General features: G+C 69.9%; 23 protein-coding genes. 12 read left to right on the forward strand and 11 right to left on the reverse strand.

Annotated features, from left to right (window positions below):
- The first annotated feature begins 76 nt into the window (after window positions 1-76).
- Window positions 77-1,315, forward strand: coding sequence for a DUF1501 domain-containing protein (locus K8640_RS11615; RefSeq protein ID WP_223747109.1), 1,239 nt, complete (start codon window positions 77-79; stop codon window positions 1,313-1,315).
- Between the two features lie 51 nt (window positions 1,316-1,366).
- A complete protein-coding gene (locus tag K8640_RS11620; RefSeq protein WP_223747110.1) occupies window positions 1,367-2,158 on the forward strand; it encodes an alpha/beta hydrolase in 792 nt (263 codons plus the stop codon).
- A gap of 20 nt (window positions 2,159-2,178) precedes the next feature.
- Here K8640_RS11620 and K8640_RS11625 read toward each other — a convergent pair whose 3' ends face one another.
- From K8640_RS11625 to K8640_RS11640, 4 genes are all read right to left on the reverse strand, one after another.
- Window positions 2,179-2,619, reverse strand: coding sequence for a CBS domain-containing protein (locus K8640_RS11625; protein WP_223747111.1), 441 nt, complete (start codon window positions 2,617-2,619; stop codon window positions 2,179-2,181).
- 100 nt (window positions 2,620-2,719) lie between these two features.
- On the reverse strand, window positions 2,720-3,253 hold the full coding sequence (locus K8640_RS11630; RefSeq protein WP_223747112.1) for an SRPBCC family protein: 534 nt from the start codon (window positions 3,251-3,253) through the stop codon (window positions 2,720-2,722).
- Entirely contained in the window at window positions 3,246-3,719 is a 474-nt protein-coding gene (locus tag K8640_RS11635; protein ID WP_223747113.1) for an SRPBCC domain-containing protein, read from the reverse strand. The genes K8640_RS11630 and K8640_RS11635 overlap by 8 nt, the downstream gene beginning before the upstream one ends.
- Window positions 3,716-4,081 (reverse strand): helix-turn-helix transcriptional regulator, encoded by a 366-nt coding sequence (locus tag K8640_RS11640; RefSeq protein WP_223747114.1) that lies wholly within the window; start codon window positions 4,079-4,081, stop codon window positions 3,716-3,718. The genes K8640_RS11635 and K8640_RS11640 overlap by 4 nt, the downstream gene beginning before the upstream one ends.
- Window positions 4,082-4,177: 96 nt before the next feature.
- On the opposite strand from K8640_RS11640, the gene K8640_RS11645 reads away from it, so the two are divergent.
- The 3 genes from K8640_RS11645 to K8640_RS11655 are packed head-to-tail and all read left to right on the forward strand — an operon-like array spanning window position 4,178 to window position 6,824.
- Window positions 4,178-5,062 carry an S-methyl-5'-thioadenosine phosphorylase gene (locus K8640_RS11645; RefSeq protein WP_223747115.1) on the forward strand — a complete coding sequence of 295 codons (885 nt, stop codon included), beginning with the start codon at window positions 4,178-4,180 and terminating at the stop codon, window positions 5,060-5,062.
- Window positions 5,059-6,165: an S-methyl-5-thioribose-1-phosphate isomerase gene (gene mtnA / locus K8640_RS11650; RefSeq protein ID WP_223747116.1), complete on the forward strand. Its 1,107-nt coding sequence runs from the start codon at window positions 5,059-5,061 to the stop codon at window positions 6,163-6,165. Before K8640_RS11645 ends, mtnA begins: the two co-directional genes overlap by 4 nt.
- The gene (locus K8640_RS11655) at window positions 6,162-6,824 is read left to right on the forward strand and encodes a class II aldolase/adducin family protein (RefSeq protein WP_223747117.1); all 663 of its coding nucleotides are present in this window, start codon (window positions 6,162-6,164) and stop codon (window positions 6,822-6,824) included. Before mtnA ends, K8640_RS11655 begins: the two co-directional genes overlap by 4 nt.
- On the opposite strand, the gene K8640_RS11660 is transcribed toward K8640_RS11655, so the two are convergent.
- Together K8640_RS11660 and K8640_RS11665 are read right to left on the reverse strand one after the other, a co-directional pair.
- A complete protein-coding gene (locus K8640_RS11660; RefSeq protein WP_223747118.1) occupies window positions 6,805-8,073 on the reverse strand; it encodes a metallophosphoesterase in 1,269 nt (422 codons plus the stop codon). The genes K8640_RS11655 and K8640_RS11660 overlap by 20 nt on opposite strands.
- Window positions 8,074-8,242: 169 nt before the next feature.
- Window positions 8,243-8,779: an FHA domain-containing protein gene (locus K8640_RS11665; RefSeq protein WP_141324015.1), complete on the reverse strand. Its 537-nt coding sequence runs from the start codon at window positions 8,777-8,779 to the stop codon at window positions 8,243-8,245.
- Between the two features lie 311 nt (window positions 8,780-9,090).
- Between K8640_RS11665 and K8640_RS11670 the strand changes: the two genes are divergently transcribed.
- The 4 genes from K8640_RS11670 (at window position 9,091) to K8640_RS11685 (ending at window position 12,707) form a co-directional block, all read left to right on the forward strand.
- Window positions 9,091-9,441 (forward strand): hypothetical protein, encoded by a 351-nt coding sequence (locus K8640_RS11670; protein ID WP_223747119.1) that lies wholly within the window; start codon window positions 9,091-9,093, stop codon window positions 9,439-9,441.
- A 158-nt stretch (window positions 9,442-9,599) separates the two neighbouring features.
- Window positions 9,600-11,630, forward strand: coding sequence for a hypothetical protein (locus K8640_RS11675; RefSeq protein ID WP_223747120.1), 2,031 nt, complete (start codon window positions 9,600-9,602; stop codon window positions 11,628-11,630).
- A gap of 322 nt (window positions 11,631-11,952) precedes the next feature.
- Window positions 11,953-12,255 (forward strand): hypothetical protein, encoded by a 303-nt coding sequence (locus K8640_RS11680; RefSeq protein WP_223747121.1) that lies wholly within the window; start codon window positions 11,953-11,955, stop codon window positions 12,253-12,255.
- Complete coding sequence (locus K8640_RS11685) at window positions 12,252-12,707, forward strand: hypothetical protein (RefSeq protein ID WP_223747122.1); 456 nt, start codon at window positions 12,252-12,254, stop codon at window positions 12,705-12,707. The genes K8640_RS11680 and K8640_RS11685 overlap by 4 nt, the downstream gene beginning before the upstream one ends.
- 48 nt (window positions 12,708-12,755) lie before the next feature.
- Here the strand turns inward: K8640_RS11685 and K8640_RS11690 are convergent, their stop codons facing one another.
- From K8640_RS11690 to K8640_RS11700, 3 genes are all read right to left on the reverse strand, one after another.
- Window positions 12,756-14,396, reverse strand: a complete 1,641-nt coding sequence (locus K8640_RS11690) for a long-chain fatty acid--CoA ligase (RefSeq protein ID WP_223747123.1) — start codon at window positions 14,394-14,396, stop codon at window positions 12,756-12,758.
- 101 nt (window positions 14,397-14,497) lie between these two features.
- Window positions 14,498-15,535 carry a 6-phosphofructokinase gene (locus K8640_RS11695; protein ID WP_141332983.1) on the reverse strand — a complete coding sequence of 346 codons (1,038 nt, stop codon included), beginning with the start codon at window positions 15,533-15,535 and terminating at the stop codon, window positions 14,498-14,500.
- Window positions 15,536-15,613: 78 nt separating this feature from the next.
- Window positions 15,614-17,041 (reverse strand): amidase, encoded by a 1,428-nt coding sequence (locus K8640_RS11700; protein ID WP_223747124.1) that lies wholly within the window; start codon window positions 17,039-17,041, stop codon window positions 15,614-15,616.
- 192 nt (window positions 17,042-17,233) lie between these two features.
- On the opposite strand from K8640_RS11700, the gene K8640_RS11705 reads away from it, so the two are divergent.
- Entirely contained in the window at window positions 17,234-17,977 is a 744-nt protein-coding gene (locus K8640_RS11705; RefSeq protein ID WP_223747125.1) for a glucosamine-6-phosphate deaminase, read from the forward strand.
- Between the two features lie 4 nt (window positions 17,978-17,981).
- On the opposite strand, the gene K8640_RS11710 is transcribed toward K8640_RS11705, so the two are convergent.
- Entirely contained in the window at window positions 17,982-19,613 is a 1,632-nt protein-coding gene (locus K8640_RS11710) for a von Willebrand factor type A domain-containing protein (protein WP_223747126.1), read from the reverse strand.
- Window positions 19,614-20,202: 589 nt separating this feature from the next.
- Between K8640_RS11710 and K8640_RS11715 the strand changes: the two genes are divergently transcribed.
- Window positions 20,203-22,224 carry a hypothetical protein gene (locus K8640_RS11715; protein WP_223747127.1) on the forward strand — a complete coding sequence of 674 codons (2,022 nt, stop codon included), beginning with the start codon at window positions 20,203-20,205 and terminating at the stop codon, window positions 22,222-22,224.
- Between the two features lie 151 nt (window positions 22,225-22,375).
- Here the strand turns inward: K8640_RS11715 and K8640_RS11720 are convergent, their stop codons facing one another.
- A complete protein-coding gene (locus K8640_RS11720) occupies window positions 22,376-22,597 on the reverse strand; it encodes a hypothetical protein (protein WP_223747128.1) in 222 nt (73 codons plus the stop codon).
- A gap of 339 nt (window positions 22,598-22,936) precedes the next feature.
- Between K8640_RS11720 and K8640_RS11725 the strand changes: the two genes are divergently transcribed.
- The gene (locus K8640_RS11725) at window positions 22,937-23,932 is read left to right on the forward strand and encodes a hypothetical protein (protein WP_223747129.1); all 996 of its coding nucleotides are present in this window, start codon (window positions 22,937-22,939) and stop codon (window positions 23,930-23,932) included.
- The last annotated feature ends 13 nt before the right edge of the window (window positions 23,933-23,945 follow it).

Below are 23,945 nucleotides of genomic sequence, written 5' to 3' on the forward strand. Positions count from 1 at the left end.
ACCTCCGGACCGAACGGGTGTTGAATGGGCGGACCTCGCCGCCTCGCGGGGCCGACCACCCTGGAGTCCCAGCCGCATGCCCCAGTCCCTCTCTCGACGCCGTCTGCTGCATGCGCTGGGTCTGTCCGGAGTGGGGCTCCTGTTCACGCCAGGTCTCCTGCGTGGCGTCCAGGCGGGCACACCTCCTTCACGGCGCACGTTGGTGACGGTGTTCCTCCGGGGCGGAGTGGACGGACTCTCGCTCGTCCCGCCTGTCGAGGACGCGGCCTACCACCGCGCGCGCCCCTCGCTCGCGCTGAAGTCCACGGGCGAGGGCGCCGCGCTGCCCCTGTCCTCACCCTTCGGCCTGCACCCACGTTTGGAGCCCCTGCTCCCGCTGTGGAAGGAAGGACAGCTCGCGGTGCTGCACGGCGTGGGACTGCCCACCCCGGTCCGCTCGCACTTCGATGCCCAGGACTTCGTGGAGTCCGGAACGCCGGGCCGCAAGTCGACGCCGGATGGTTGGCTCAACCGCGCGCTGGGCTCCGAGGCGCAGGTCCCCTCCGCGCCGCTGCGCGCCGTGGCGCTGCAGTCTACGCTGCCCCGAGCACTCTTTGGTGACGCGGGCGCGCTGGCCATGGGGCGACTGGAGGAGTTCCGGCTGCGCGTGGGCAACCGAGGAGCACGGGCCACTCGCGGCTTCGAGGCGCTCTATGCCGGCGCCGTGGACGACGCGCTGCGGACCACGGGGCAGGGCGCCTTCGAGGCCCTCTCGCACCTGGACGAAGAGCAGCTCGCCCGGCTGCCGCCCACCTCCGGCGCCGAGTACCCACGCGCGCCCCTGGGCCAGCGACTGGCGGACATCGCCCGGCTCATCAAGGGCGACGTGGGCCTGGAGGTCGCCGCCACGGAGATGGGCGGCTGGGACACCCACGCGGCGCAGGGCGCGGCCACGGGCACCTTCGCCAATCGCTGCGCGGAGCTGTCCGGCGCGCTGTCCGCCTTCGCGCGCGACCTGGGCCCACGGCTCGAGCACGTGACGGTGGTGGTCCTGACGGAGTTCGGCCGCACCGTGCGGGAGAACGGCAGTCGAGGCACGGACCACGGCGTCGGGAGCGCGATGCTCGTGCTCGGCGGCGGTGTGCGCGGAGGTCGGGTGTACGGCCGCTTCGAGCCCCTCACCGCGGACCGGCTCCAGGACGGCCGGGACGTGCCCGCGTGGACCGACGTGCGCGCCCCGCTGTCGGAGGCCCTGCGCGCCTGCCGCCCTGGCGTGGACCTGACCCGGGTGTTCCCGGGGTACTCCCCCGGCACCGCGCTGGGCCTGTTCACATAGCGCGGTCCGGAATCGGGCAGACTGGGCGGGGCCATGGTCCGCCTCCGCCGCATGCTCACCCTCCTCCTCTCCGTCTTCGCGGTCCTCTACGTCGCGCTGTGCGTCGCGGCCTTCGTCTTCCAGCGCTCGCTGCTCTTCCCCGCGCCGAAGGCCGCCACCCTGCTCCCCGCGGCGGACGGCTTCAGCCGTCTGCCATTGAGCGCAGGGGCCTACGTGGACCTGCTCCAGTTGCCAGGGCCCGAGGGCGCGCCGACCGTGGTGCACTTCCACGGCAACGGGGAGCAGCTCCTCGACCAGCTCGACCTGGGCCTGTTCCTCCAGGCGAACGGCCTGGGCTTCCTGGCCGTCGAGTACCCGGGCTACGGCGCCTCCCCCGGAGCGCCCTCCGAGCAGGGCATCTACGCGGCGGCGGAGGCCGCGCTCGCGCTGCTGCGCACCCAGGGGGTCCCGCCGGAGCGCACGGTGCTCAGCGGCCGCAGCCTGGGCACGGGCGTCGCGGTGGAGATGGCGCGCCGGGGCCATGGCGCGCGCATCATGCTGGTGGCGCCCTACACCTCCATCCCCGACATGGCGGCGACGATGCTGCCCTTCCTCCCCACCTCGCTGCTCGTGAGGGACCGCTTCGACACCCTGTCGAAGGCGCGGGGGCTCGACCTGCCGGTGCTCATCATCCACGGTGAGCAGGACACCCTCATCCCGGTGGAGATGGGGCGCCAGCTGGGCACCCGCTTCCCTCGCGCCACGGTGATGACGGTGCCGGACGCGGGGCACAACGACGTGCTGGAGCGCTCGGGGCCGGACCGCGTGCAACGCATGGCCGCGTTCGCGCTCGGCGGCGACTGAGGCTCCAGCGCACGCCGTCGTCAGTGCACCTGCGACGCGGACTGCGTGTCGATGGAGACCTCGCGCATCAGCTCGGCGGTCTCCTCCGCGCCCAGACGCTTCACCAGGTCCGCCTGCGCCACCATGCCGCAGACGGTGTTGTCGTCGTCGAGCACCACCATTCGCCGCACCTGGTTCTGCTCCATCAACGCCAGGCAGTCCTCCAAGGGGGTGTCGCGGTACACGGTGGCCGCGGGCGCGCTCATCGCCGCCGTCACGTCCAGCATGTAGGGGTCCTTCCCCTTGGCGATGATGCGGCAGGTGATGTCCCGGTCCGTGATGATGCCCAGCGGCCGGTTGTCGGCGTCGATGACGGGCAGGGCCCCGCAGTCACACTCGACCATCCATCGCGCCGCCTGTTCGATGCCCGTGTCGGGCAGACAGGTGACGGGATTGGCGGTCATGGCTTCTCCGACCTTCATGGCGACCTCCCAGGGAGAATGAGTCTCCCCAGGAAGGTGCGCCTCGAGGTCTCGAGCCGCGGCGGGCAACAAGGCGAGGGCCCGTCACGCGCCGAGGACTTCAATCCCGAGGGAAGCGCTCCTCGTACTCGGCCTCCAGGCGTGCGTGGGTGGACCAGAAGCCGCGAGGCGTCTGTCCGCGCAGCTGGTCCTCGAGGATGCCCAGGTGGGTGTCCCAGCCGCTCGCGACGCTGACGCGGTCCTCGCGCGTGACGAGGCGCCGGTGCGTGACGACGAGCAGCACGTCCGAGCCCCGAGCGCTCAGCTCGAAGGTGACCTCGGAGGGGGCGCCCGTCTGCTCGGCCCAGGTGTAGCTCAGCACGTGTGGCGGCTCGCAGCGGAGCACGCGCCCCGTGTGGCGATGGCCATCGCGCATCACCTGATAGCGCTGGGGCACCGGCTCGTGGGAGAGGTGGGCGTGCTGGAAGCGCAGCTCGACGCTTCCACCTTCGCGCAGCTCCATGTCCCCGGCGGCGAGCCACTTCCCGCGCAGCTCCGGGGCCGTGAGGAACGCCCACACGCGCTCCAGCGGACCCGGCAGCACGCGCTCCAGGCGCACCGTCTGGGGCTCGGTGACGACGCCGTGTTCAGCCATGGCGCGGGGTCTCCACGGCCAGCTCGCGCGCCAGGGTGGTGAGCATGGTGGCCCAGCCCGCCTGCGTGCGGTCCGCATACTCCGCCCACGTGTCCGACATGACGTGCGTCAACGTCAGCTCACAGCCCGCGTCCCTCGGCCGGAAGTCCAGGGTGACGCGGCTGATGTTCTCCTCGCTCATCGGCTCCTCGCGGATGGCCCACGTGAAGACCAGTCGCTGGGGACGGGCTATCTCCAGATAGGTCCCGATGTGGTCGATGTCCTGACCCTTCCTGCGCACGAGGAAGGAGAAGCCGCCGCCCACGCGCGCGTCGAGCCGCAGGTGCACCACCTCCTCGTCGCGCACACCCGGGCCCCACATCCACCGGCCGAGCGTCTCGGGGCTCAGCCACGCGTCGAAGACGCGCTCGGCGCTGGCGGGGAAGAAGCGGGTGAGCTGGACCTGGACCGTCTTCGAGGCATTCACCGGGTGCGTCCTTTCTTGGGGGAAGGGGGCGTGGGAGCCTCGCCGCGCAGCAGGCTCTCCAGCATGTCGAGCCGCTCGCTCCAGAAGCGCTCGTAGTAGCGAATCCAGTCCTGCGCGTCCGACAGCGGCCGGGCGTTGAGCCGGCAGACGTGCGTGCGGCCCTTCACCTCGCGGTGCACCAGCCCCGCACGCTCCAGCACCTTGATGTGCTTGGACGCAGCGGCCAGGGACATCTGGAAGGGCGCCGCCAGCTCTCCGACGCTGCGCTCGTGCACCGACAGGTTGCGCAGCATCGCCCGACGTGTCGGGTCGGACAGCGCATGGAACGTGTGGTCGAGCTGGCTCGCGTGTTGTTCAACCATGAGGTTGAATATAGAGTCGCGCGTGACGCTGTCAACCCACGTGGACCGCGGGGAGGCTGCTACGCTGGCGGCGCCCCTCGACCCCGGAGAAGACCCATGTCCCGAGCCCCCGCGCCCGTCATCGGCATCATCGGTGGCAGTGGCCTGTACCAGATGGATGGCCTGAAGGACGTCGCGTGGAGGAAGGTGTCGTCGCCCTTCGGCCAGCCCTCCGACGAGCTGTGCTTCGGCACGCTCGAGGGCACGCAAGTGGTGTTCCTGCCCCGCCATGGCCGCGGGCACCGCATCGCCCCGAGCGACATCGACTTCCGGGCGAACATCGACGCGCTCAAGCGCAGCGGGGTGACGGACCTCTTGTCGCTGTCCGCGGTGGGCAGCCTGCGCGAGGACCTGCCGCCGGGCACCTTCGTGGTGGTGGACCAGTTCGTGGACCGCACCTTCGCGCGGGAGAAGAGCTTCTTCGGCACGGGGCTGGTGGCGCACGTGTCCATGGCGAAGCCCACGTGCTCGCGCTTGGGGGAGGCGGTGGTGGCCGCGTGCGAAGCGCTGGGCGTGGCCGCGCACCGGGGCGGCACCTATCTGGCGATGGAGGGGCCGCAGTTCTCCTCGCTCGCGGAGAGCCGGCTGTATCGGACGTGGGGCTGTGACGTCATCGGCATGACGAACATGCCGGAGGCCAAGCTCGCCCGGGAGGCGGAGCTCTGTTACGCGACGGTGGCCATGGTGACGGACTTCGACTGCTGGCACCCCGAGCACGACGCCGTCACGGTGGACCAGGTCGTCTCGGTGCTCGTGGGCAACGCGGGCAAGGCGCGCTCGCTGGTGAAGCAGGTGGTGCCGCTGCTCGGAGGACACGAGGGGCCCTGTCGGCAGGGGTGTCAGCGCGCGCTGGAGCACGCGCTCATCACCGCGCCGGACGCCCGCGACGCGGCGATGGTGGAGAAGCTGTCGTCGGTGGCCGGACGGGTGCTCGGGCGATGAAGGTCCACGGCAAGCCCACCCGCGCCGTCTGGCTGGAGCCGGATGCCCGCGCGGTGGGCATCATCGACCAGACGCGGCTGCCCCACGCCTTCGTCACCGCGCGACTGGAGACGCTGGACGAGGCCGCGCACGCCATCCGCGCGATGCGGGTGCGGGGCGCTCCGCTCATCGGCGCGACGGCCGCCTACGGGGTCTGGCTGGCCTTGCGCGCGGATGCCTCCGACGCGGCGCTGACGCGGGCCCTCGCGGTGCTGGGTGAGACGCGGCCCACCGCCGTGAACCTGCACTGGGCGCTGGAGGAGATGCGCCGTGTGCTGACCCCGCTGCCGCCCGCCGAGCGCGTGGAGGCGGCGAAGCGGCGCGCGGTCGAGCTGTGCGACGAGGACGTGGCCATCAACCGGGCGCTGGGCGAGCACGGCCTGAGGCTCCTGGAGGCCGCGTGGGAGAAGAAGGGGAGGAAGGGCCGGCTGGAGGTGCTCACCCACTGCAACGCGGGGTGGCTCGCGACGGTGGACTTCGGCACGGCGCTCTCGCCCATCTACCTGGCGCACGACGCGGGCCTGCCCGTGCATGTCTGGGTGGACGAGACGCGCCCGCGCAACCAGGGCTCGCAGCTGACGGCGTGGGAGCTGGGGCAGCATGGTGTCCCGCACACCGTCATCGCCGACAACGTGGGCGGCCACCTCATGCAGCACGGGCAGGTGGACCTGTGCATCGTCGGCACGGACCGCACCACGGCCCACGGTGATGTGGCGAACAAGATTGGCACCTACCTCAAGGCGCTCGCGGCGAAGGACAACGGCGTGCCTTTCTATGTGGCCCTGCCCTCGCCCACCATCGACTGGAGTCTGCGCGACGGCGTGCGGGAGATTCCCATCGAGCAGCGCGATGGCTCCGAATTGAGCGACGTCACGGGCCGGCTCGCCTCGGGGGAGGTGGCCACGGTGCGGGTGACACCGGAGGGCAGCCCCTCCGCCAACTACGCCTTCGACGTGACGCCCGCGCGATTGGTGACAGCGCTCATCACCGAGCGGGGCGTGTGTCCGGCGAGTGAGGCGGGCCTGCGCTCGCTGTTCCCGGAGCGCGCGAGGATGGGCTCATGAAGGACGAGCGCGTCGTGCGAGAGGCGATGATCGCCACCTGCCGCAAGATGAACGCGGCGGGGCTCAACCAGGGCACGAGCGGCAACTTGAGCGTGCGCGTGGACGGGGGCTTCCTGCTGACGCCCACCGGCATGGACTACGAAGTGCTGGTGCCCGAGGACATGGTCCTCATGCGCATGGATGGAAGCCACGAGGGCCCACGGCGTCCGTCGTCCGAGTGGCAGCTCCACCGGGACATCCTGGAGGCCCGTTCGGAGGTGGGCGCGGTGCTGCACGCGCACTCCATGTTCAGCACCACGCTGGCGTGTCTTCGCCGGGGCATCCCGGCCTTCCACTACATGGTCTGCGCGGCGGGCGGCGTCGACGTGCGGTGCGCGCCGTACGCCACCTTCGGCACCGCGGAGCTGGCGCGAAACGTCCTGGACGCGCTGGAGGGCCGCAAGGCGTGCCTGATGGCGAACCACGGCATGCTGGCGCTGGGGCGGGACCTGCCCTCGGCCTTCAAGCTGGCGGTGGAGGTGGAGACGCTCGCGGCCATGTACTGGCGAGCGCTCCAGGTGGGAGAGCCCGTGCTGCTCGACGACGCGGAGATGGCGCGCGTGCTGGAGAAGTTCAAGACCTACGGCCAGCAGTCCGCGCTCACGCCGAGCGGAGCGTGAGCACCGTCACCTCGGGCGGGACGCCCAGGCGGAAGGGCAGCCAGTGTCCGGTGCCGCCGGACACGTAGAGCTGGTGGTCGCCCCGGCGGTAGCGGCCGAGCATGTACTGGAAGGCGAAGAAGAAGAACGGCATCCCGAAGAAGGCCACCTGGCCACCATGGGTGTGGCCCGCCAGCGTCAGCCGCGCCCCGCGCTCGGCGGCGTGGTCGAAGAAGTCCGGGTGGTGCGTGAGGCACAGCACCACCTCGTCGGCAGAGATGCCCTGGAAGGCCTGCTCGGCGGACTGCTTCATGCGCGCGGCCTTCACGCGGTGGCTGCGGCCGGACATGGGGTAGTCCACGCCCACCACGCGCACGCGCTGACCGCCGTGCTCGAAGGTGTGGGACTCGTCCACGAGCAGGCGCACCGGGCTGCCCCGCGACTGGGACTTCGCGTAGGCCTCCACGACCTCGTCCAGCCCGCGCCAGTGCTCGTGGTTGCCGAGCACCGCCAGCATGCCGTGAGGCGCGCGGCACTCCTCCAGCGCGGCCATGGTGGCGTCGAGCTGGTCCAGGTCATCGATGAGGTCCCCCGTCATCACCTGGAGGTCCACCTGGGCCTCGTTCATCGCGGCCACCGTGTCGCGCAGGTACTGGGTGTCGATGAAGGTGCCCACGTGTACGTCGGTAATCTGGCCGATGCGGAAGCCATCCAGCGCGGCGGGCAGGCCCGGCAGGCGCACCTCCACCGACTCCACCTTGAAGCCCATGGAGCCGCTGGCCAGGCCCGCCGTGCTCGTCCCCACCGCGAGCAGCGGCACCGCGCGCCCCGCGTTCGTCAGGAGGTTGCGCCGGCTCATCCTCGCGGACGTCAGCGACTCCAGGGCGCTGGCCTGCGTGGAGTGGGTGGCGGGTGTTCCGCTGGGGACGGACTCGGGGGCCTCGGGGACCGGGGCCTGGGTCGTCATGACGTCAGGGGAGGCCTTCGCCCGGGCGCGGCGGTCCATCCACCGGCGCAGCAGGGCCAGGGGGCCGCCGACGAGGAAGATGATGATGGCGGAGATGGACCAGCCCGTGGCGAGGATGCGCAGCAGGGCGGGGACCTCGGAGGTGCGTCCGGTGATGGCGGGCACCAGCCAGACGGCCAGGGACAGCGCCGAGCCGCCGAGCAACACCCACCGGCGCCACCCTCGCGCCATCGCGGGCCAGAACGACTTCAGGACGGTCCAGGCGACCACGTAGACCAGGAGGAGAAGCAACGGCCTGACCATCAACACGCTCCCAAGCGCACGAGAACCGCAGTCATAGCGCCGGGCCGCATGCCCCGCCGCACGAAGTGGCTGAATGTAGGTGATGCCCCTGTCACCGAGGCTCGCCTGGGCGCCAGGGCGTCCTCCCTACGTCCGCGCGGCCCGGGACATTCCCCAGGGCGTGTGGGCTTCAGCCCCGGGCGCCGGGGCTGGCCATGCGCAGGTGCGCGTGCAGCGTCTCGGTGCGCAGGTAGAGGAACTGGGCATCGCCGAAACCCAGCGCGTCGCCATCCGTGAGCAGCACGTCCTGCTCGGGCGTCAGCGCGGCGGTGTTGACCCACGTCCCGTTCATCGAGCCCACGTCCCGGACCGAGCAGTCCCCCGCCGAGGCGTGCCACTTGAGCGTGGCGTGGTGCTTGGACACGGACGGGTCCGGGACGATGAGCGTGCAGCCCTCCATCCGTCCCACGGTGAGCTCCTGCCCGTCCGCGGCCGGACGCAGGAAGTGGACCTCCAGCGCGTCGAAGCCGCGCAGCATGACGAAGAGCCGGTCCACCAGCCGGGTGCGGTGCGCCATGCCCACGGTGCGCGCCTCGCCCAGCCGCATCGCCACCTGTTGGAAGACGGGCTCGGGCGGCTGTTGGACGAGGACCACGGGCCCGGAGGCGTCGAGGAAGGCTTCCAGGGTTGCCAGGGCGAACGGGCGCAGTTGCTTCACGGACGGCATGGTGGCCACAACCTACCCCGAAGCCGCGGGCCCTGGCGCGCACCCGCACGCACCAGGCCGCCGCCGTCCACCAGCGAACGCTCCCACGTGAGCACATGGAGCGGGTTTGGTCCGGGTTCTTCGGAAGGTTTCATGGAGGCACGCGCGAGGCTCAATCCATGCGCAGTGATTGCGAGTGGCTGTAATCCCAGACCCGAGACGAGGCTGGAAACATTTCAGCTAGTGGCTATCAACGATGGAGAAGGCTCGACAATCATTGCATATCCGCCCACGGAGCTCGGGTCGGTGGGCTCCATCACCAGGAGAAGCGCATGAAGGCACTGTCATTCGTGATGGTCGCGGCTGTTTCCATGGGCGTGCTCGCCGGTTGCGGCGAGGGCACCACGCCGGAGGCGACAGTCGACGACAAGGGGCCCCGGTACGAGGCCACGCTGAACGATGGGAGGTCCGTGATCGTGCGGGACGCCTCGGGCGAGAACAACGTGAGCGCCCAGGCCATCGAAGGTGAGCGCACCGTCACCCAGGCCGCGTGTTGGGTGACGTTGCAGTGGTGCAGCGAGCCGGGCACCGGCGACATCGTCTGCACCCAGAACGGCGGCTGCACGACGGCGCAGTTCATCGCCGCGTGCATCTCGCTCGCCGAGGATATCTGCGGAATCTGATACATCCGTGGAAGCTCAGCGTCAGCCCCAGGTGAGGGCTGACGCTGCATGGTGGTGCGTGGCGCGGTGTGTCGTGAGATGAGGCTTTGCGCTCGCGGCGTGTCCGGTGACACTCGTGTGACACAGACATTTGTGTTCGCGCGAGGAGCGTCCAAGCCATGTGGGAGCGAATGAGGAAGCACGGCGCCTGGGTGTTGGCGGCGTCGTTGTTGGCGTTGAGCGGGTGCTCGGACCCGGACGATGACCAGCCGACGCCGGACGCCGGGGCGCAGCCCGACTCGGGGACACCGGATGCGGGGGCCCCGGACTCGGGCTCGGAGCTGCCGCCGCTGCAGGTGCCGGAGGGCTGCAACCCGCTGGCGTCCGAGCATGACTGCCTGTTGCCGTATCCCTCGGACTACTTCCTGAAGGAGGACGCGGCGCTGCCTTCGGGACATCGGGTGACGCTGAGCGCGGCCGCGAAGCTGAAGACGCGGGATGGGACGCCGTTCGACTTCACGGACCTGCATCCGGCGGATGGGTATTCGCATGGCACGCAGATGCTGGCGCTGTTCCCGGGCGGGGTGGATGACACGGGGCTGCCCTCGGTGACGCGGCCCACGGCGGCGACGTCGGGGAGCACGGTGTTGCTGGAGGCGGAAGCCGGCACGGGCGTGCTGCACTTCGCGGAGCTGGACCCTCGGGCGGCGGCGGACGCGCGGCGGGCGCTGCTGGTGCGGCCGGCGGTGCGGCTGAAGGGTGGGACGCGCTACATCGTGGCGCTGCGCGGGCTGAAGGCGAAGGACGGCGCGCCGGTGCCGGTGCCGGAGGGCTTCCGCCGCATCCGGGATGGACAGACGGCGGGGGACGCGCTGCTGGCGCCGCTGGCCCGGCGCTACGAGGCGGACATCTTCCCGGCGTTGGAGGCGGCGGGGGTGCCGCGCGCGGAGCTGCAGCTCGCGTGGGACTTCACGACGGAGACCGAGCAGAACGTCACGCGGGACATGTTGGATGTGCGTCGGCTGGCGATGGAGGCGATGGAGGCCACGCCGCCGGTGGTGACGGTGACGGAGGTGACGAACGACGTGGACGCGAACATCGCGCGTCGCATCAAGGGGACGCTGCGGGTGCCGCTGTTCATGGAGACGGCGCAGCCCGGAGCGCTGCTGGCGCGGGATGCGCAGGGGCGGGTGCGGCGCAATGGCGAGGCGGAGGTGCCCTTCACGCTGCAGATTCCCCGGAGTGTCTGGGGGCAGGGCGTGGCGCCGGTGCGGCTGCTCCAGTACGGGCACGGCTTCTTCGGCGGGCAGGGGGAGGCGGACGGCTCGTTCGTGCGGCCGTTCGTGCAGGCGACGCGGATGGTGGTGATGACGGTGGACTGGTGGGGCATGTCGCAGGCGGACGCGCCGGGGGTGGTGGGGGCGATGGCGCAGCAGCCGGGGCAGACGATGCGCTTCTCGGACCGGGTGCATCAGGGGATGGTGAACCAGATGGCGGTGACGTACGCGGCGCGCACGACGCTCCGGGACGTGCCGGAGCTGAGCGACAACGGGGTGCTCGTGTACGAGCCGGGGCAGACGTACTTCTACGGCATCAGCCAGGGGCACATCCTGGGCGGGACGTACGTGGCGCTCTCGCCGCATCTCGAGCGCGCGGTGTTCAGCGTGGGTGGGGCGGACTTCTCGCTGATGATGTTCCGGGCGAAGCCCTTCGCGCCGTTCCTGCAGGCGATCGCCGCGGCGGTGCCGGACGCGCTGGACCAGCAGAAGTTCGCTGCGATGACGCAGACGGGGTTCGACCGCATCGACCCGCTGACGTACGCGCCGCACGTGTTGAAGACGCCGTACGAAGGTGGCCCCGCGTCGCGCAAGGTGTTGGTGCAGTACGGCCTGGGCGATGCACAGGTGCCCAACGTGGCGACGGAGCTGCATGCGCGGGCGATGGGGCTGACGCAGCAGCTGCCGGCGACGTGGCGCGTGCCGGAGCTGCCGGCGGTGGAGGGGGTCCTCGACGGCGCGGCGCTGGTGCAGTTCGACTTCGGGTTGCCCTCGCCGCTGCCGGGCACGGTGGCGAACCTGCCGGCGGACGACAACCCGGTGCATGAAGGGGTGCGTCGCAACACGAAGGGCCGTGAGCAGGTGGACCTGTTCCTCAGGCCCGACGGCAAGGTGGAGGCCACCTGCGGCGGCGTCTGCCTCGGCGCGAACTGACGCGGTGGGCTGAACGTGTAAGCCGTAGTTACAAGTTCGTGGATGGCTCCGCGTTGGTTCGGAAATCGTGCGCCGTGAGGCGTGTGGCTTGCAGCGGAGACGGTCCGCGCTCGTGAAGGGGCGCGGACCGTCCAACCTGTGAGACTGCATGCATCGTCTGAGTGAATCGCCGGGCCATACGGCCCCTGTCGTGATGGGGCCGCGAAGGAGGGTAGGGGGTAGACAGCACGACCTGGTGGGTGAGACACCCAGGATGGACCTCGCGCCCCTTCGGGCCGAAGTCTGTCGAGGCGAGAGTGCTCGGGCTCGACAGGGAGGGCTCATGACGCGGTACTGGCTTTCGTTCGACTTGGGGCTCCGGGGCAACTACGACGACCTCTACCGGTGGTTGGCGAAGCTGGACGCGCGCGAGTGTGGTGACGGCATGGCGACGTTCACCACGGAGCAGACGCCCGTGCAGCTCAAGCGGGCCCTCAAGCCCATCGTGGGCAAGAAGGGGCGGGCTTACCTGATTGGCTCCGACAAGGAAGGGAAGTGGAGCGGCAAGTGGCTCTTCGGCAACCGGCGTCCCGCCCCGTGGGTCGGCTACGTCGAGCTCGCCGGTGAGGAGCAGGACGACGCATGAAGGTCTGTGTCGATGCCTGCTTCCTGCTCGCGCTCTATGATCCGAGGGATGGTCTCCACGGCGTCGCCAAGGCGCTGTTCGAGAAGCTGTTCGACTCGACTGCCCACGAACTGGTGGTGCCCTGGCCCATCCTCTACGAGACGGTGTCGACGCGCATGGCGCGCAGGAGCGCGTCGATGGGGCTGCTGGAGCGGGACTTGAAGCGCCTGCGGCAGCGCAACCGGCTGTCGATGTTGTTCGACCGGAAGATGCGCGAGCAGGCGCTCGCGGAGTGCTTCGAGGAGCTGACGAAGGACGGTGGTTACCGCGCCCTGAGTCTGGTGGACCGGGTGGTGCGGCTGATGCTGCTCAGTCGGAGCCACCGGCTCCACGCCCTCGTCACCTTCAACCGGGGCGACTTCGAGGACGTGTGCCGGCAGCGGAAGATCCAGCTCATCGACCAGCAGGGCTGACGAGCTTGGGGCCCACCGTCCTTCCACGGACGGCGGGCCCACCGTGCCTCACCCCGCGGCGGTGCTCGGGTTCTTGATGAGGTGGTCGCCGTAGTCCTCACGGAGCTTCGTCTTGAGGAACTTCCCGGTGGACGTGCGCGGAATCTGCTCGATGAAGAGGTAGTCGTCCGGCAGCCAGAACTTGGCGAACTGCTTCGCCAGGTGCTCCGTCAGCGCCTCCTTGCTCACCGCCTGCCCCGGCTTGAGCACCACCGCCGCCAGCGGGCGCTCGTCCCACCGCGCATGCCGCCCGGCGAACACCGCCGCCTCCAGCACCGCCGGGTGGCTCATCAGCGCGTTCTCCAGCGCCACCGACGAAATCCACTCTCCGCCCGACTTGATGACGTCCTTGCTCCGGTCGCAGATGCGCACATACCCATCCGCGTCCAACGTGACGACATCCCCCGTCCTGAACCAGCCATCCGCCGTGAAGCGGTCCGCGCCCTCGCCGCCGTAGTACGAGCCCGCCACCCACGGCCCGCGCACCTCCAGCTCGCCCATCGTCGCGCCGTCCCACGGCAACGCCTTCCCGTCCTCCCCCATCACCCGCGTCTCCACGAACGGCAGCGCGAAGCCCTGCGAGCTCTGCGCCCCCAGCTGCGCCTTCGCGTCCGCGTGGCGAAGCGCCTGCTTCACCTTCGCCATCGTCCCCACCGGGTTCATCTCCGTCATGCCCCAGGCGTGCGTCACCTCCAGCCCGTGCCGCTGCCGGAAGCCGTCAATCATCGCCGGCGGCGCCGCCGAGCCTCCAATCAACATCGTCCGCATCGCGCTCAGGTCCCACTTCTTCGGGTCCTGGTCCAACAACGCGAGGATGCCCAGCCAGATGGTCGGCACTCCGCCCGCCACCGTCACCTTCTCCGCCGACATCAACTCCAGGAGCGACGGCGGGTCCAGGTGCGGCCCCGGCATCACCATCCGCGCCCCCGTGAGCAGCGCGTCGAACGGCAACCCCCACGCCGCCGCGTGGAACATGGGCACCACCGGCAACACCGAGTCCGCCTCGCCGATGCCCGTCAAATCCTTCATGCAGCACACCAGCGTGTGCAACGTGATGGACCGATGGCTGAACAGCACCCCCTTGGGGTTGCCCGTCGTGCCCGACGTGTAGCAGAGCATCGCCGCGCTGTTCTCCTCCAGCGTGGGGAAGTCGAACGTCTCCGGCTCCGCCGCGAGCAGCTGCTCGTAGTCCAGCGTCCCCTCCGGCGCGGGCCCCGCGTCCGGGATGACGATGACATGGCGGATGCTCGGCACCTGCGCCGCGAACTTCTCGAACAGGGGCCACAGCGAGCGGTCCACCAGCACCACCGTGTCCTCGGCGTGCCGGGCGATGTAGGCCAAATCATTCGGATGCAGTCGCAGGTTGAGCGTGTGCACCACCGCGCCCATCGCCGGAATCCCGAAGTACGCCTCCAGGTGCCGGTAGTGGTTCCAGCTCAGCGTCGCCACCCTGTCGCCGGCCTTCACCCCCAGCCGCTTCAGCGCGTTCATCAGCCGGCACGTGCGCTTGTAGAAGTCCGCGTACGTGTAGCGGTGCATCGACTTGTCCGGATTGCGGCTGACGATTTCGGAGCGCGGGTAGTACGTCCGCGCGCGCTCCAGGAAGTGCGTCAACGTCAGCGGGAAGTCCATCATGCGGCCTGGCAGCATCGGCACGTCCCTTCGAGGCGAGGGTGGGGCGCCGATGCTACCGGATGCGCGCTCGGGCCAGCGTCCCGCGTCACTCGCGCCCCGAGCGTTGTCGCGTTGCGTCAGCCGAAGAACACCTGGGCGACCTCGAAGAACTCCGTCGGGACGCGCTTGAGCTCCTTGGTGGCGGCGGCCAGCTCCACGCTGACGATTTCGTTGCCCTTGAGCGCGGCCATCTTCCCGAACTCGCCCCGGGCGACCATGTCGCACGCGTGCACGCCGTAGCGCGTGGCCAGCACGCGGTCATGCGCGGTGGGCGCGCCGCCGCGCTGGATGTGGCCCAGCACGGACACGCGCGTCTCGAAGCCCGTGCGGCGCTCGATTTCCTGCGCGACGATGTTGCCCACGCCGCCCAGCCGGGGCCGTCCCGCCTCGTCCAGCGCGCCGCTCGTCACCAGCTGCTCGCCCTGGTCCGCGGACAGCTTGATGCGCGTGCCCTCGGCCACCACGACGATGGAGAAGCTGCGTCCGCCCGCGTGGCGGCTGCGGATGTGCTCGGCCACGCGCTCCAGGTCCGCGGGAATCTCCGGCACCAGGATGACGTCCGCGCCGCCGGCGATGCCCGCGTAGGTGGCAATCCAGCCCACGTGCCGGCCCATCACCTCGCAGACGATGACGCGCTTGTGCGACTCGGCCGTCGAGTGCAGCCGGTCCACCGCCTCCGTCGCAATCGCCACCGCGGTGTCGAAGCCGAAGGTGAAGTCGGTGCCGTTCAGGTCGTTGTCGATGGTCTTCGGCACGCCCACGATTCGCAGCCCCTCCTGGGACATGCGCGTGGCGGCGGACAGCGTGCCCTCGCCGCCGATGGCGATGACGGCGTGGATTCCGTTGCGCTCGATGGCGCGCTTCACCTTCTCCAGGCCGTTCTCCACCTTGAACGGGTTGACGCGCGAGGTGCCCAGGATGGTGCCGCCCCGGTGGAGGATGCCGGAGGTCGTCTCGCGGGTGAGGCGGAAGTGGTTGTCCTCGAGCAGGCCCTTCCACCCGTCGCGGAGGCCCATCATCTCGAAACCGTGGGCGGAGGCGCGGCGGACGAGGGCGCGGATGACGGCGTTCAGGCCGGGGCAGTCACCCCCGCCGGTAAGCACGGCGACTTTCATGAAGAATGTTTTATCGCGCCTTGCACCCGACGTGCTGATGAAGTTTGCCCGAGCGCCCTGCGACGGGAGGAGCGGCCCCTAGCCGAACACCGACGGCCGCCGGTGCGTCCACGGATGCGCGGCCTCCAGCTGCGACGCCAGCCGCAAGAGCGTGGCTTCATCCCCGAAGCGGGCGATGAACTGCACGCCCACCGGCAGTCCCTCGGGACTCCAGTGGAGGGGCACGCTCATCGCCGGGTTGCCCGCCATGTTGGCCATGGGGCAGTAGGGCGTGAAGCCCGCCGCGCGGAACAGGGGAGCGAGCGGCGCGTCGGGCAGGGACGCGAACGTCCCCAGCACGGGCGCGGGCTCGGTGACGGTGGGCAAGAGCCACACGTCCACGTCCTCGAAGTGCCGGGCGAAGACGCGGCCGAAGCGCAGGATTTCCGTCTGCGCGTGCAGGTAGGCCGACAGGCCCTGGCTCAGCCCGTGTTGATACAGCGCCCAGGTGAAGGGCTCGAAGTCCTCGGGCGAGGGCGCGCGGCCCAGGCGGCGCGAGAGCCCCTCCACGGTGTTCACCACGCCACAGGCCCAGGCCGTCATGAAGTGCTGGCCGAGCGTGTCGTCGCCGGGAATCTGGAGGTTGCCCTCGAGGACGGAGTGGCCCAGGCCCTCGAGCCGCTTCGCGGTGGCGACGACGGCGCTGAGGCACTCGGGGTGGACGGGGGCGCCCACCGCGTTGCGCAGCGTCAGGCCGATGCGCAGCCGACCCGGGGGTGCGCCGACCTCCAGGCCGTAGGGACGGGCCTTGGGCGGGGCGTGGTAGGGCGCGCCGAGGTCGGGCCCCTCGGTGGCGTCGAGCAGCGCCGCGCTGTCTCTCACCGTGCGGGTGAGGGCATGCTCGCCTATCAGCCAGTGGACACTGTCGGCCAGCTCCGGCCCGGTGGGGTTCCTGCCCCGGCTGGGCTTGAGGCCGAACAGGCCACACGCGGACGCGGGGATGCGGATGGAGCCGCCGCCGTCGGAGGCGTGCGCGAAGGGCACCATGCCGCTGGCCACCGCCGCCGCCGCGCCGCCGCTGGAGCCTCCCGGCGTGCGCGTCACGTCCCACGGGTTGCGACACGGTCCGTGCAGCGAGCCCTCCGTCGTGGGGAGCAGCCCCAGCTCCGACGTGTTGGTCTTTCCCAGGACCACGAGCCCCGCGCGCAGGTAGCGCTTCACCAGCTCGCTGTCATGGCCCGGCGCGAAGTCCTTCGCGAAGCGCGAGCCGAAGGTGAGCGGGTAGCCCTCCTGCGCGGCGAGCAAATCCTTGAGCAGGAAGGGCACGCCGGTGAAGGGGCCTTCGGGCAGCGGAGCCTTCGCCCTGAGGCGCGCGGTCTCGAACTGCGTCTGCACCACGGCGTTGAGCCGGGGGTTGCAGCGCTCGATGCGGGAGATGGCCGCGTCCACGAGCTCCAGCGGAGTCACCTCCCGGCGCCGCACGAGCTCGGCCTGGGCGGTGGCGTCGAGGCTGATGAAGGGGTCCATGGGCGGGCACTCTACCCGTGCGTGCGCCACGCGCGGTATGACGCGTCGCGTCCGCGCGGTGTCGGCGATGACGGCAGTTGCTGCAACAGTCACGGACATGCCTCTGGGTGAACGGCTTCGTGACTCCCGGGTGGTGTTGAGGGGGCAAAGAACATGTTCGTGTGCGCGGCTCTTTTCGAGCGAGGAGCCTCCATGAACATCCGGGTCTTCGAGTCCGAGCAGGAAGCGGCCGCCGCGTGCGCCGCGCGCATCGCCGAGGCGGTGACGGCGCATCCGTCGTTGGTGTTGGGGTTGCCCACGGGGCGCACGCCGCTGAATGTCTACCGGGAGCTGGTGGCGCTGCAGGCCCGGCGGCGGCTGGACTGGTCGATGGCGCGGACGTTCAACCTGGAGGAGTGGGTGGGGTTGTCGCCGGAGGATGGCGGCAGCTTCCACGCGTACATGGAGCGGCACCTGTTCCGACATGTGAACCTGTCGAAGGAGCGCATCCACTTCCTCGACGGCGCGGCGCCGGACCTCGCCCAGGAGTGCGAGCGCTACGAGGCGGAGCTGATGGCGGAGGGAGGGCTGGGATTGGTGTTGGTGGGCGTGGGCGCGGACGGGCACCTGGCGTTCAACGCGCCGTCGGACAGCCTGCGCGCGCGCTGTCACCGGGCGAAGCTGAGCCGGGGCGCGCGCGAGGCGAACGCGATGTTCTTCGGGGATGACGCGAGCCGCGTGCCGCTGGAGGTGCTGACGCTGGGCATGGGCGCGCTCATCCAGTCGCGCCGGGCGATGCTGCTGGCGTTCGGCGCGCAGAAGGCGGAGGCGGTGAAGGCGCTGGTGGAGGGGCCGCTGACGCCTTCGTGTCCCGCGTCGTTCCTGCAACTGCACCGCGACGTGGAGGTGTGGCTGGACGTGCCCGCCGCGAGCGCGCTGGCGGGCCGCGTCCAGTAGGGCCTCAGCGCGAGCTGCTGGCGAGGCGCGGGGCGAGAAGCTGGCGCAGCTTGCCGAGCAGCGTGAGGAACTCCACGCGGTCCTCCTGCCCGTGGGTGGCGTCCGCCGCGAGCGAGTGGATGCGCGAGAAGTTGCGCTCGTCGGTGGTCAGGGTGCCGCGCAGCAGGTCCGCGGTGCTGGCGACCGCCGCGGCGAAGCGCAGGTCCTCCGAGGCGCGGTCCAGCGACGCCTTCACCTCGTTGCGGTTCAGCACGAAGCGCTGCTCGGCGGCCTCGGAGTCACCCGGCTTCTTGGCGCGCACGCGCACGGTGGCCACCGTGTCCCCCTTGCCCGTCAGGTCCAGCTCGTAGAGCGCGGTGACGGTGTGGCCCGCGCCCACCTCGCCCGCGTCGACGTCGTCCTTGCGGAAGTCCGCGTCGGCGATGGCGCGGTTCTCGTAGCCGAGCAGCCGGTACGCGCGCACCGCCGCGCGGTCGAACTCGACCTGGATCTTCACGTCCTGGGCGATGACCTCCAGCGTGCCACCCAGCTGGTCGCGGAACACGCGCTGCGCCTCGCGCTCCGAGTCGATGTAGTAGCAGTTGCCGTTGCCCTGGTTGGCCAGCTTCTCCATCAGCTCGTCACGGTAGTTGCCCATGCCGAAGCCAATGGTGGACAGGGTGACGCCCTCCTTCACGTACCGACGGATGCTGCCGAGCATCGTCTCCACCGTCTGGTTGCGGCCCAGGTTGGTGTCGCCGTCCGTCAGCACGATGACGCGCGAGACGCGCTGTGAGCCCGCCATGCGCACCGCCTGACGGTAGGCGAGCTCCAGGCCATCCCCCATGGCGGTGCCACCGCCCGCGGAGAGCGCGTCGATGGCGGCGTTGATGCGCTTGCGCTCCTTGGCGGGCGTGGGCTCGAGCACGGTGGACACGCCGCCGGCGTAGGTGGTGATGGCCACGGTGTCGTGAGGGTTGAGCCCCTCCACCGCGAGCTTCACCGACTTCTGGACGAGCGCCAGCCGGTCGGGCCCCTGCATGGAGCCGCTGGTGTCCACGAGGAAGACCAGGTGCGTGGGCTTGCGCTCGGCCCTGGGGACGTGGCGTCCCTGGAGGCTCACCTTGAGCAGGTGCTGGCGCTCCGCGAAGGGCGAGGGCGCGGCCTCGAGCGCGACGTGGAACGGGCCCTGCCCCGGGGGTGGCGCGGGGATGGCGTAGCGGAAGTAGTTGACCCACTCCTCCACGCGCACGTTGGACGGGTGGGGGAGCTGGTGCTCCGTCACCGAGCGGCGGAACTGGGTGTAGGAGGCGGTGTCCACGTCCACCGCGAAGGTGGAGAGGGCGTCCTCGCGCACGTCGGTGCGCGGATTGATGGCCTGGGGCGCGCCGCTGGGGGCCGGGGCCTGTGCGACGGGGACGCTGGCCCGCTGCCCGGTGTCGGAGTCGCCATAGGCGTCGTTGTTGCCGAAGGTCCTCATGCTCTTGCGCTGGAGGCCCTCCGAGTCCGAGGCGACGGCCTCATGGTTCCCCGTGAGCGACGAGGCGCTGGCGCCGAAGAGCTTGCGGATGTTGTCGCCGTACAGCGTGACGCCGCCGCCGAGCAGCGCGAGCGTGACGAACAGCGTGACGAGGATGCGGGTGAAGCGCTTGCTCATGGGGCCTCGGGGTGTGGCGGAAGAAGGCATTGCGTGGAGGGACTCGTCTCATGGGCGCCTCACCGCGCGCGTCCGTCATCCGCCCGAGGTCGGTCATTGGGAGGAGGTCGGTCATCCGACCGATGCCCTCGTGCGGGAGGAGCCGGAGGCGGGACGCCTCGGATTGGATGTCTGGGATTGCCCCAGCTCCGTCGGAAAGTGGACAGCCTTGGAAGGAGGGCTTGTTGACGGTCTGCCAATAAGAGGGCATCCTTTCTGGCGAAGCAGTCACGAGTGGCCCCCATGCGCTCCTTCCCCTGGTCCTCGATTGCCGAGCAGGTCTCGCTCCTCGCGCGCTCGAGTGGAGTGACGACCGTGCGTGGGACGAGGGCTGTCGGGTGCGCTCGGCGAGGCGCCCGACGATGTCCCTCCGCGCGCACTTCCGCCTCGCTGTCAGGGATGCCCGCCCTGGAGTCCGCCGTGGTGGCGGCGCTCCGGACGGGCCTGGCCTGCTTCCCTCCGTGTCTTGGCGGCCGGGAAGCGGGAACACGCAGCGAAGGAGCGTTTCATGCGCGTCGTCAGGAAGTCACTCACAGGAAGCAGTCACGCCGTGTCATTCATTCGCACGTGGGTTGCCGTGGCGACGCTGGCGGTCCCCGGCGTCGGCGCCGCGAATGACTTGTTGAAGAGCAGTCGAGGCGGTTCGGTGCAGTGGGACTTCTGCTATGGCAAGGCGGACAGCACGCTGTTGCCCGTGGACCCGCGCACGCTGGTGCAGCCGGGCATCAGCAACGGCAAGGCGGTGCACTTCAACGCCTATTGGAAGAACTGCCACGTCGACCCGGTGGCGGTGAAGGAGGTGGGCGCGGCGAAGACGTGCGGCGAGCTGCGCGCGCGCTTCGACCACGGCGAGGGCCTGTTGACCAACGGCCACCCCGGCGTGGGCGCGCTGTTCACCGGTACCGACTACACCGTGCCCGAGGCCGCGTTCGGCATCGCGACGTTCTCCGCCGCGCAGTACAACGAGCTGTGGCGGGTCTGGGGCTTTCCCTTCCGTCCCGACAACTTCGACACCCTGGTCTCGCAACGCTACGGCTCGGGGTTGAGTCCCAAGCGCAACCCCTATCCGCTGCCGGGGCAGTTCCCCAACCTCTCCAACGGTGGCAGCGGGCAGCTGCCGGAGATGCTCACGCAGCTGCGCAATCCGGATGGCAGCTGGAGCGGGCGCATCGGCGTGACCTGCCACGCCTGCCACAGCGGCATGGTGGGAAAGCCCTCGGATGGTCCGGGGATGGGCGTCCAGGTGGGCGGTGGCAGCAGCCTGGCGGACCTGGACCTGTTCCTGAGTGATTTGCTGCCGCTGGGGTATCCCGCGTCGCTGGCCACGTTCCTGAACCTCAACCGCACACGCGGCACGAACAACGCCAGTGACATCAACCTGGCCTTCCTGTTCCCGGACGAGAAGCTGCTGCGGCCCTCGGAGGTGATTGGGCTCATCAACTCCGGCTCCACCGCCGGCATGGACACGCCGGCGTGGTGGAACATGGGGCACCGTCCGGTGAAGTTCGTCGACGGGGTGTTCCCGATGGATGCGCCGCGCGTGGACATGGTGTTCTACACGCCGTTCATCGGTCTGTTCGGAAGTGCCGGCGGGCCGCTGAGCGAGGCGGGACAGGACTGGATGCGGGAGAACGGCCCGTCGCTCAACACCTGGGTGGACGCGCTGAAGTCCCCGCCGTATCCGCTGCCCATCAACCCGACGTTGGCGGAGCAGGGGGCGGTGCTGTTCCACACGCTCGACATGTGGGCGCCCTCGCGCAACAACACGGTGCCCCGGCCGCAGGGCAACGGCTCGTGCGCGAGCTGCCACGGGGCATACGCGCCCCGGTACGTCAACGACCCGTCCTTCCTCGCGTCCCCGATGCTGGAGGGCATGGCGAGCTACATCGTCCCGCTGGACATCATCGGCACGGACCCCGTGCGCGTGAACACGAACAACGCGGCGGTGCAGTCGGCGGGGGCGAAGAACTTCTTTGGCTATCCGACGACGGCGGGGACGGACCAGGACTGTGGTCCGCAGAACCAGCCGCACATCCGGGGCAACCGCCCGCTGGGCTATCTGGCGCCGCCGCTCTACGGCGTCTGGGCCACGGCGCCGTACTTCCACAACGGCTCGGTGCCGAACGTGTGGGAGGTGCTCAAGCCGTCGGACCGCAAGCCCATCTGGCGCCGGGTCTCCACGCCGCCGCGGTGGGACCAGCCGTTGGTGGTGATGGGGTTCGACACGGACCTGCAGCGCGCGTTCGACTCGACGAAGCTGGGGTGGAAGTACGACACGATTGCCTGCAAGTGGCGCGGGCCGTTGAACCCGGCGGTGTCGCCGTACATCAACTGCCAGCCGGGGGATGAGTTCACCACGCCGCTGGCTCAGGAGCTGATGAACGTGCTGTTCAGCAACCTGATTGTCTCCTGGAACATCCTCTTCCCGCCCACGCGCACGCGGCAGCAGTTGGAGGACCGGAAGATCTACAACACGAACGCCTTCGGCCAGGACAACGGCGGGCACGAGTTCAACTCCGTGCTCACCGACCCGGAGCGTCTGGCGCTCATCGAGTACATGAAGACGCTGTAGGCGGCAGGTCGAGCGCTGAGGGCATGCGGGCCCGCTGCTTCCTCTCGGGAGGTGGCGGTGTCCCGCGTGCGCACCGAACGCCTCCTCCGGGTCCTCTGCAACTGAGGGCCTCCACCCTCGCTGGATGACCTCCGCATGGGTGCCGCGGCGCTCAGTCGGAGTGTCGCGCTTCTCCGCGCGCCCGGCCCCTGTATGGCAGCACGAACAGGTACAGGCCGGTGAGCAGGAGCAGGAGGAGGGGAGGCAGTGCCAGATACGCGACCCAGACGGGCGGCGATTCCTGGCCCATGACGACGATGTTGGCGATGACCGCCACCGTGAAGGCCACGGACAGCCAACGGTGGGTCTGACGGATTCCTCGGCTCCAGCTCATGGGTTGCTCCTGGGATGAATCCCCACTGTGGAGTCGCGTGCGGGGGATTGCTTCTCGAAACCTGCTCGATCGGCCTGCGCTACGTGCCGGCGGACAGGGTGGAACCAAGGGCTACACGACCGTCAGCGGTGCGGTGTCCACGAAGACACAGGCCGCGAACACGGGGGCTCGCGGATCCGGTCCTCTTCCGAGAAGCCCTGCCTGGGACGTACTGTCTTCATCCCAGGCAGGGCGCACGGATAGGGTCGCGTCCGTGCCACGGGGCAGTCTGGGGTTGCGCCGTGTGCTAGCTTCGGGCCTCGACTCCAACGCCTGCTCAACGGAAGAGACGAGACCCTCATGTGCTACAGCGGCTGCCCGTTCGAACCCGGAGAGTTCGCCGAAGGCCTCATCCGGAATGAAGGCTATCCCGTGCTGGAGTTGTGCGCGAAGTGCCGCAAGATGTTGCCCCAGGCGCGTGGATACTGTTCGGGCTGTGGTGAGACCATCGAGTCTTCCACGGAAGAGGGCGGGACGCTGGTGAAGTGTTGTAGCGCCGAGATGATGCGAAAGGTCCGCGAAGGGAACCTCTTCGCTCAGACGTGGAATGCCGAGCCGATGAAAGGCTCGACGCTCGGGGCGTATGTCAACATGAGCATCCAGTTGGCCAGGCTGTCGCACGAGCACGACATCGGCTTGATGTTGTACCTGGGCGAGAGCCTGACGCTGGTGAAGCGCTGCATGGGATGGTTCGTGAACGAGCGCCTGGAGGAGACGGGCGTCCTGCGCAAGCTGCCCGGCGTGAAGGTGACCGGCTCGCTCACGACCGGAGGGGAAAGCGCCATGCCCTCCTTGTCCTGGCAGGAGTACTTCGCCCAGAAGCTGGCGAAGGGCGTCGAGCTGGCCAGGACCTGGAACCCTTCCGGGCCGACGAACCTGACGGTAGGGATTGCGGACTATGGCGTCAGTGGCGGGAGCTTCAAGGCGCTCTGCAAGTACCTGAGCACCCGCACCTTCCCGGGCGTGGAGAAGTTCCAGGTCGTGATGTTCTGCTCCGAGTCCTCACGGGAGAAGCTCCTGACCGCCGTCCAGGCCTACAACAACCAGGGCAAGTTCGCCGAGGCCCTGGTCCTCCCCTTCGAGGCCTTCCTCCCGAACCCCAAGCTCGGAGGAGACACGCCGAAGAACTTCCAGGGGCGCGGCTCCATCAAGCGCGCCTGGGATGACTTTGGTGAGAAGCGCCGGTACCGCGACCTCGAGGACTCGGGAGTCGTCTCCGAGGAGGACGCCTACTTCGAGCGGATGAAGACGGAGATCCACGACCTGCTGAGGTCGGGCAACTTCGACCGCGGATGAGGGCCGTGGCGGA

The sequence above is a fragment of the Myxococcus sp. XM-1-1-1 genome (assembly GCF_020037095.1).
Classification (GTDB): domain Bacteria; phylum Myxococcota; class Myxococcia; order Myxococcales; family Myxococcaceae; genus Myxococcus; species Myxococcus fulvus.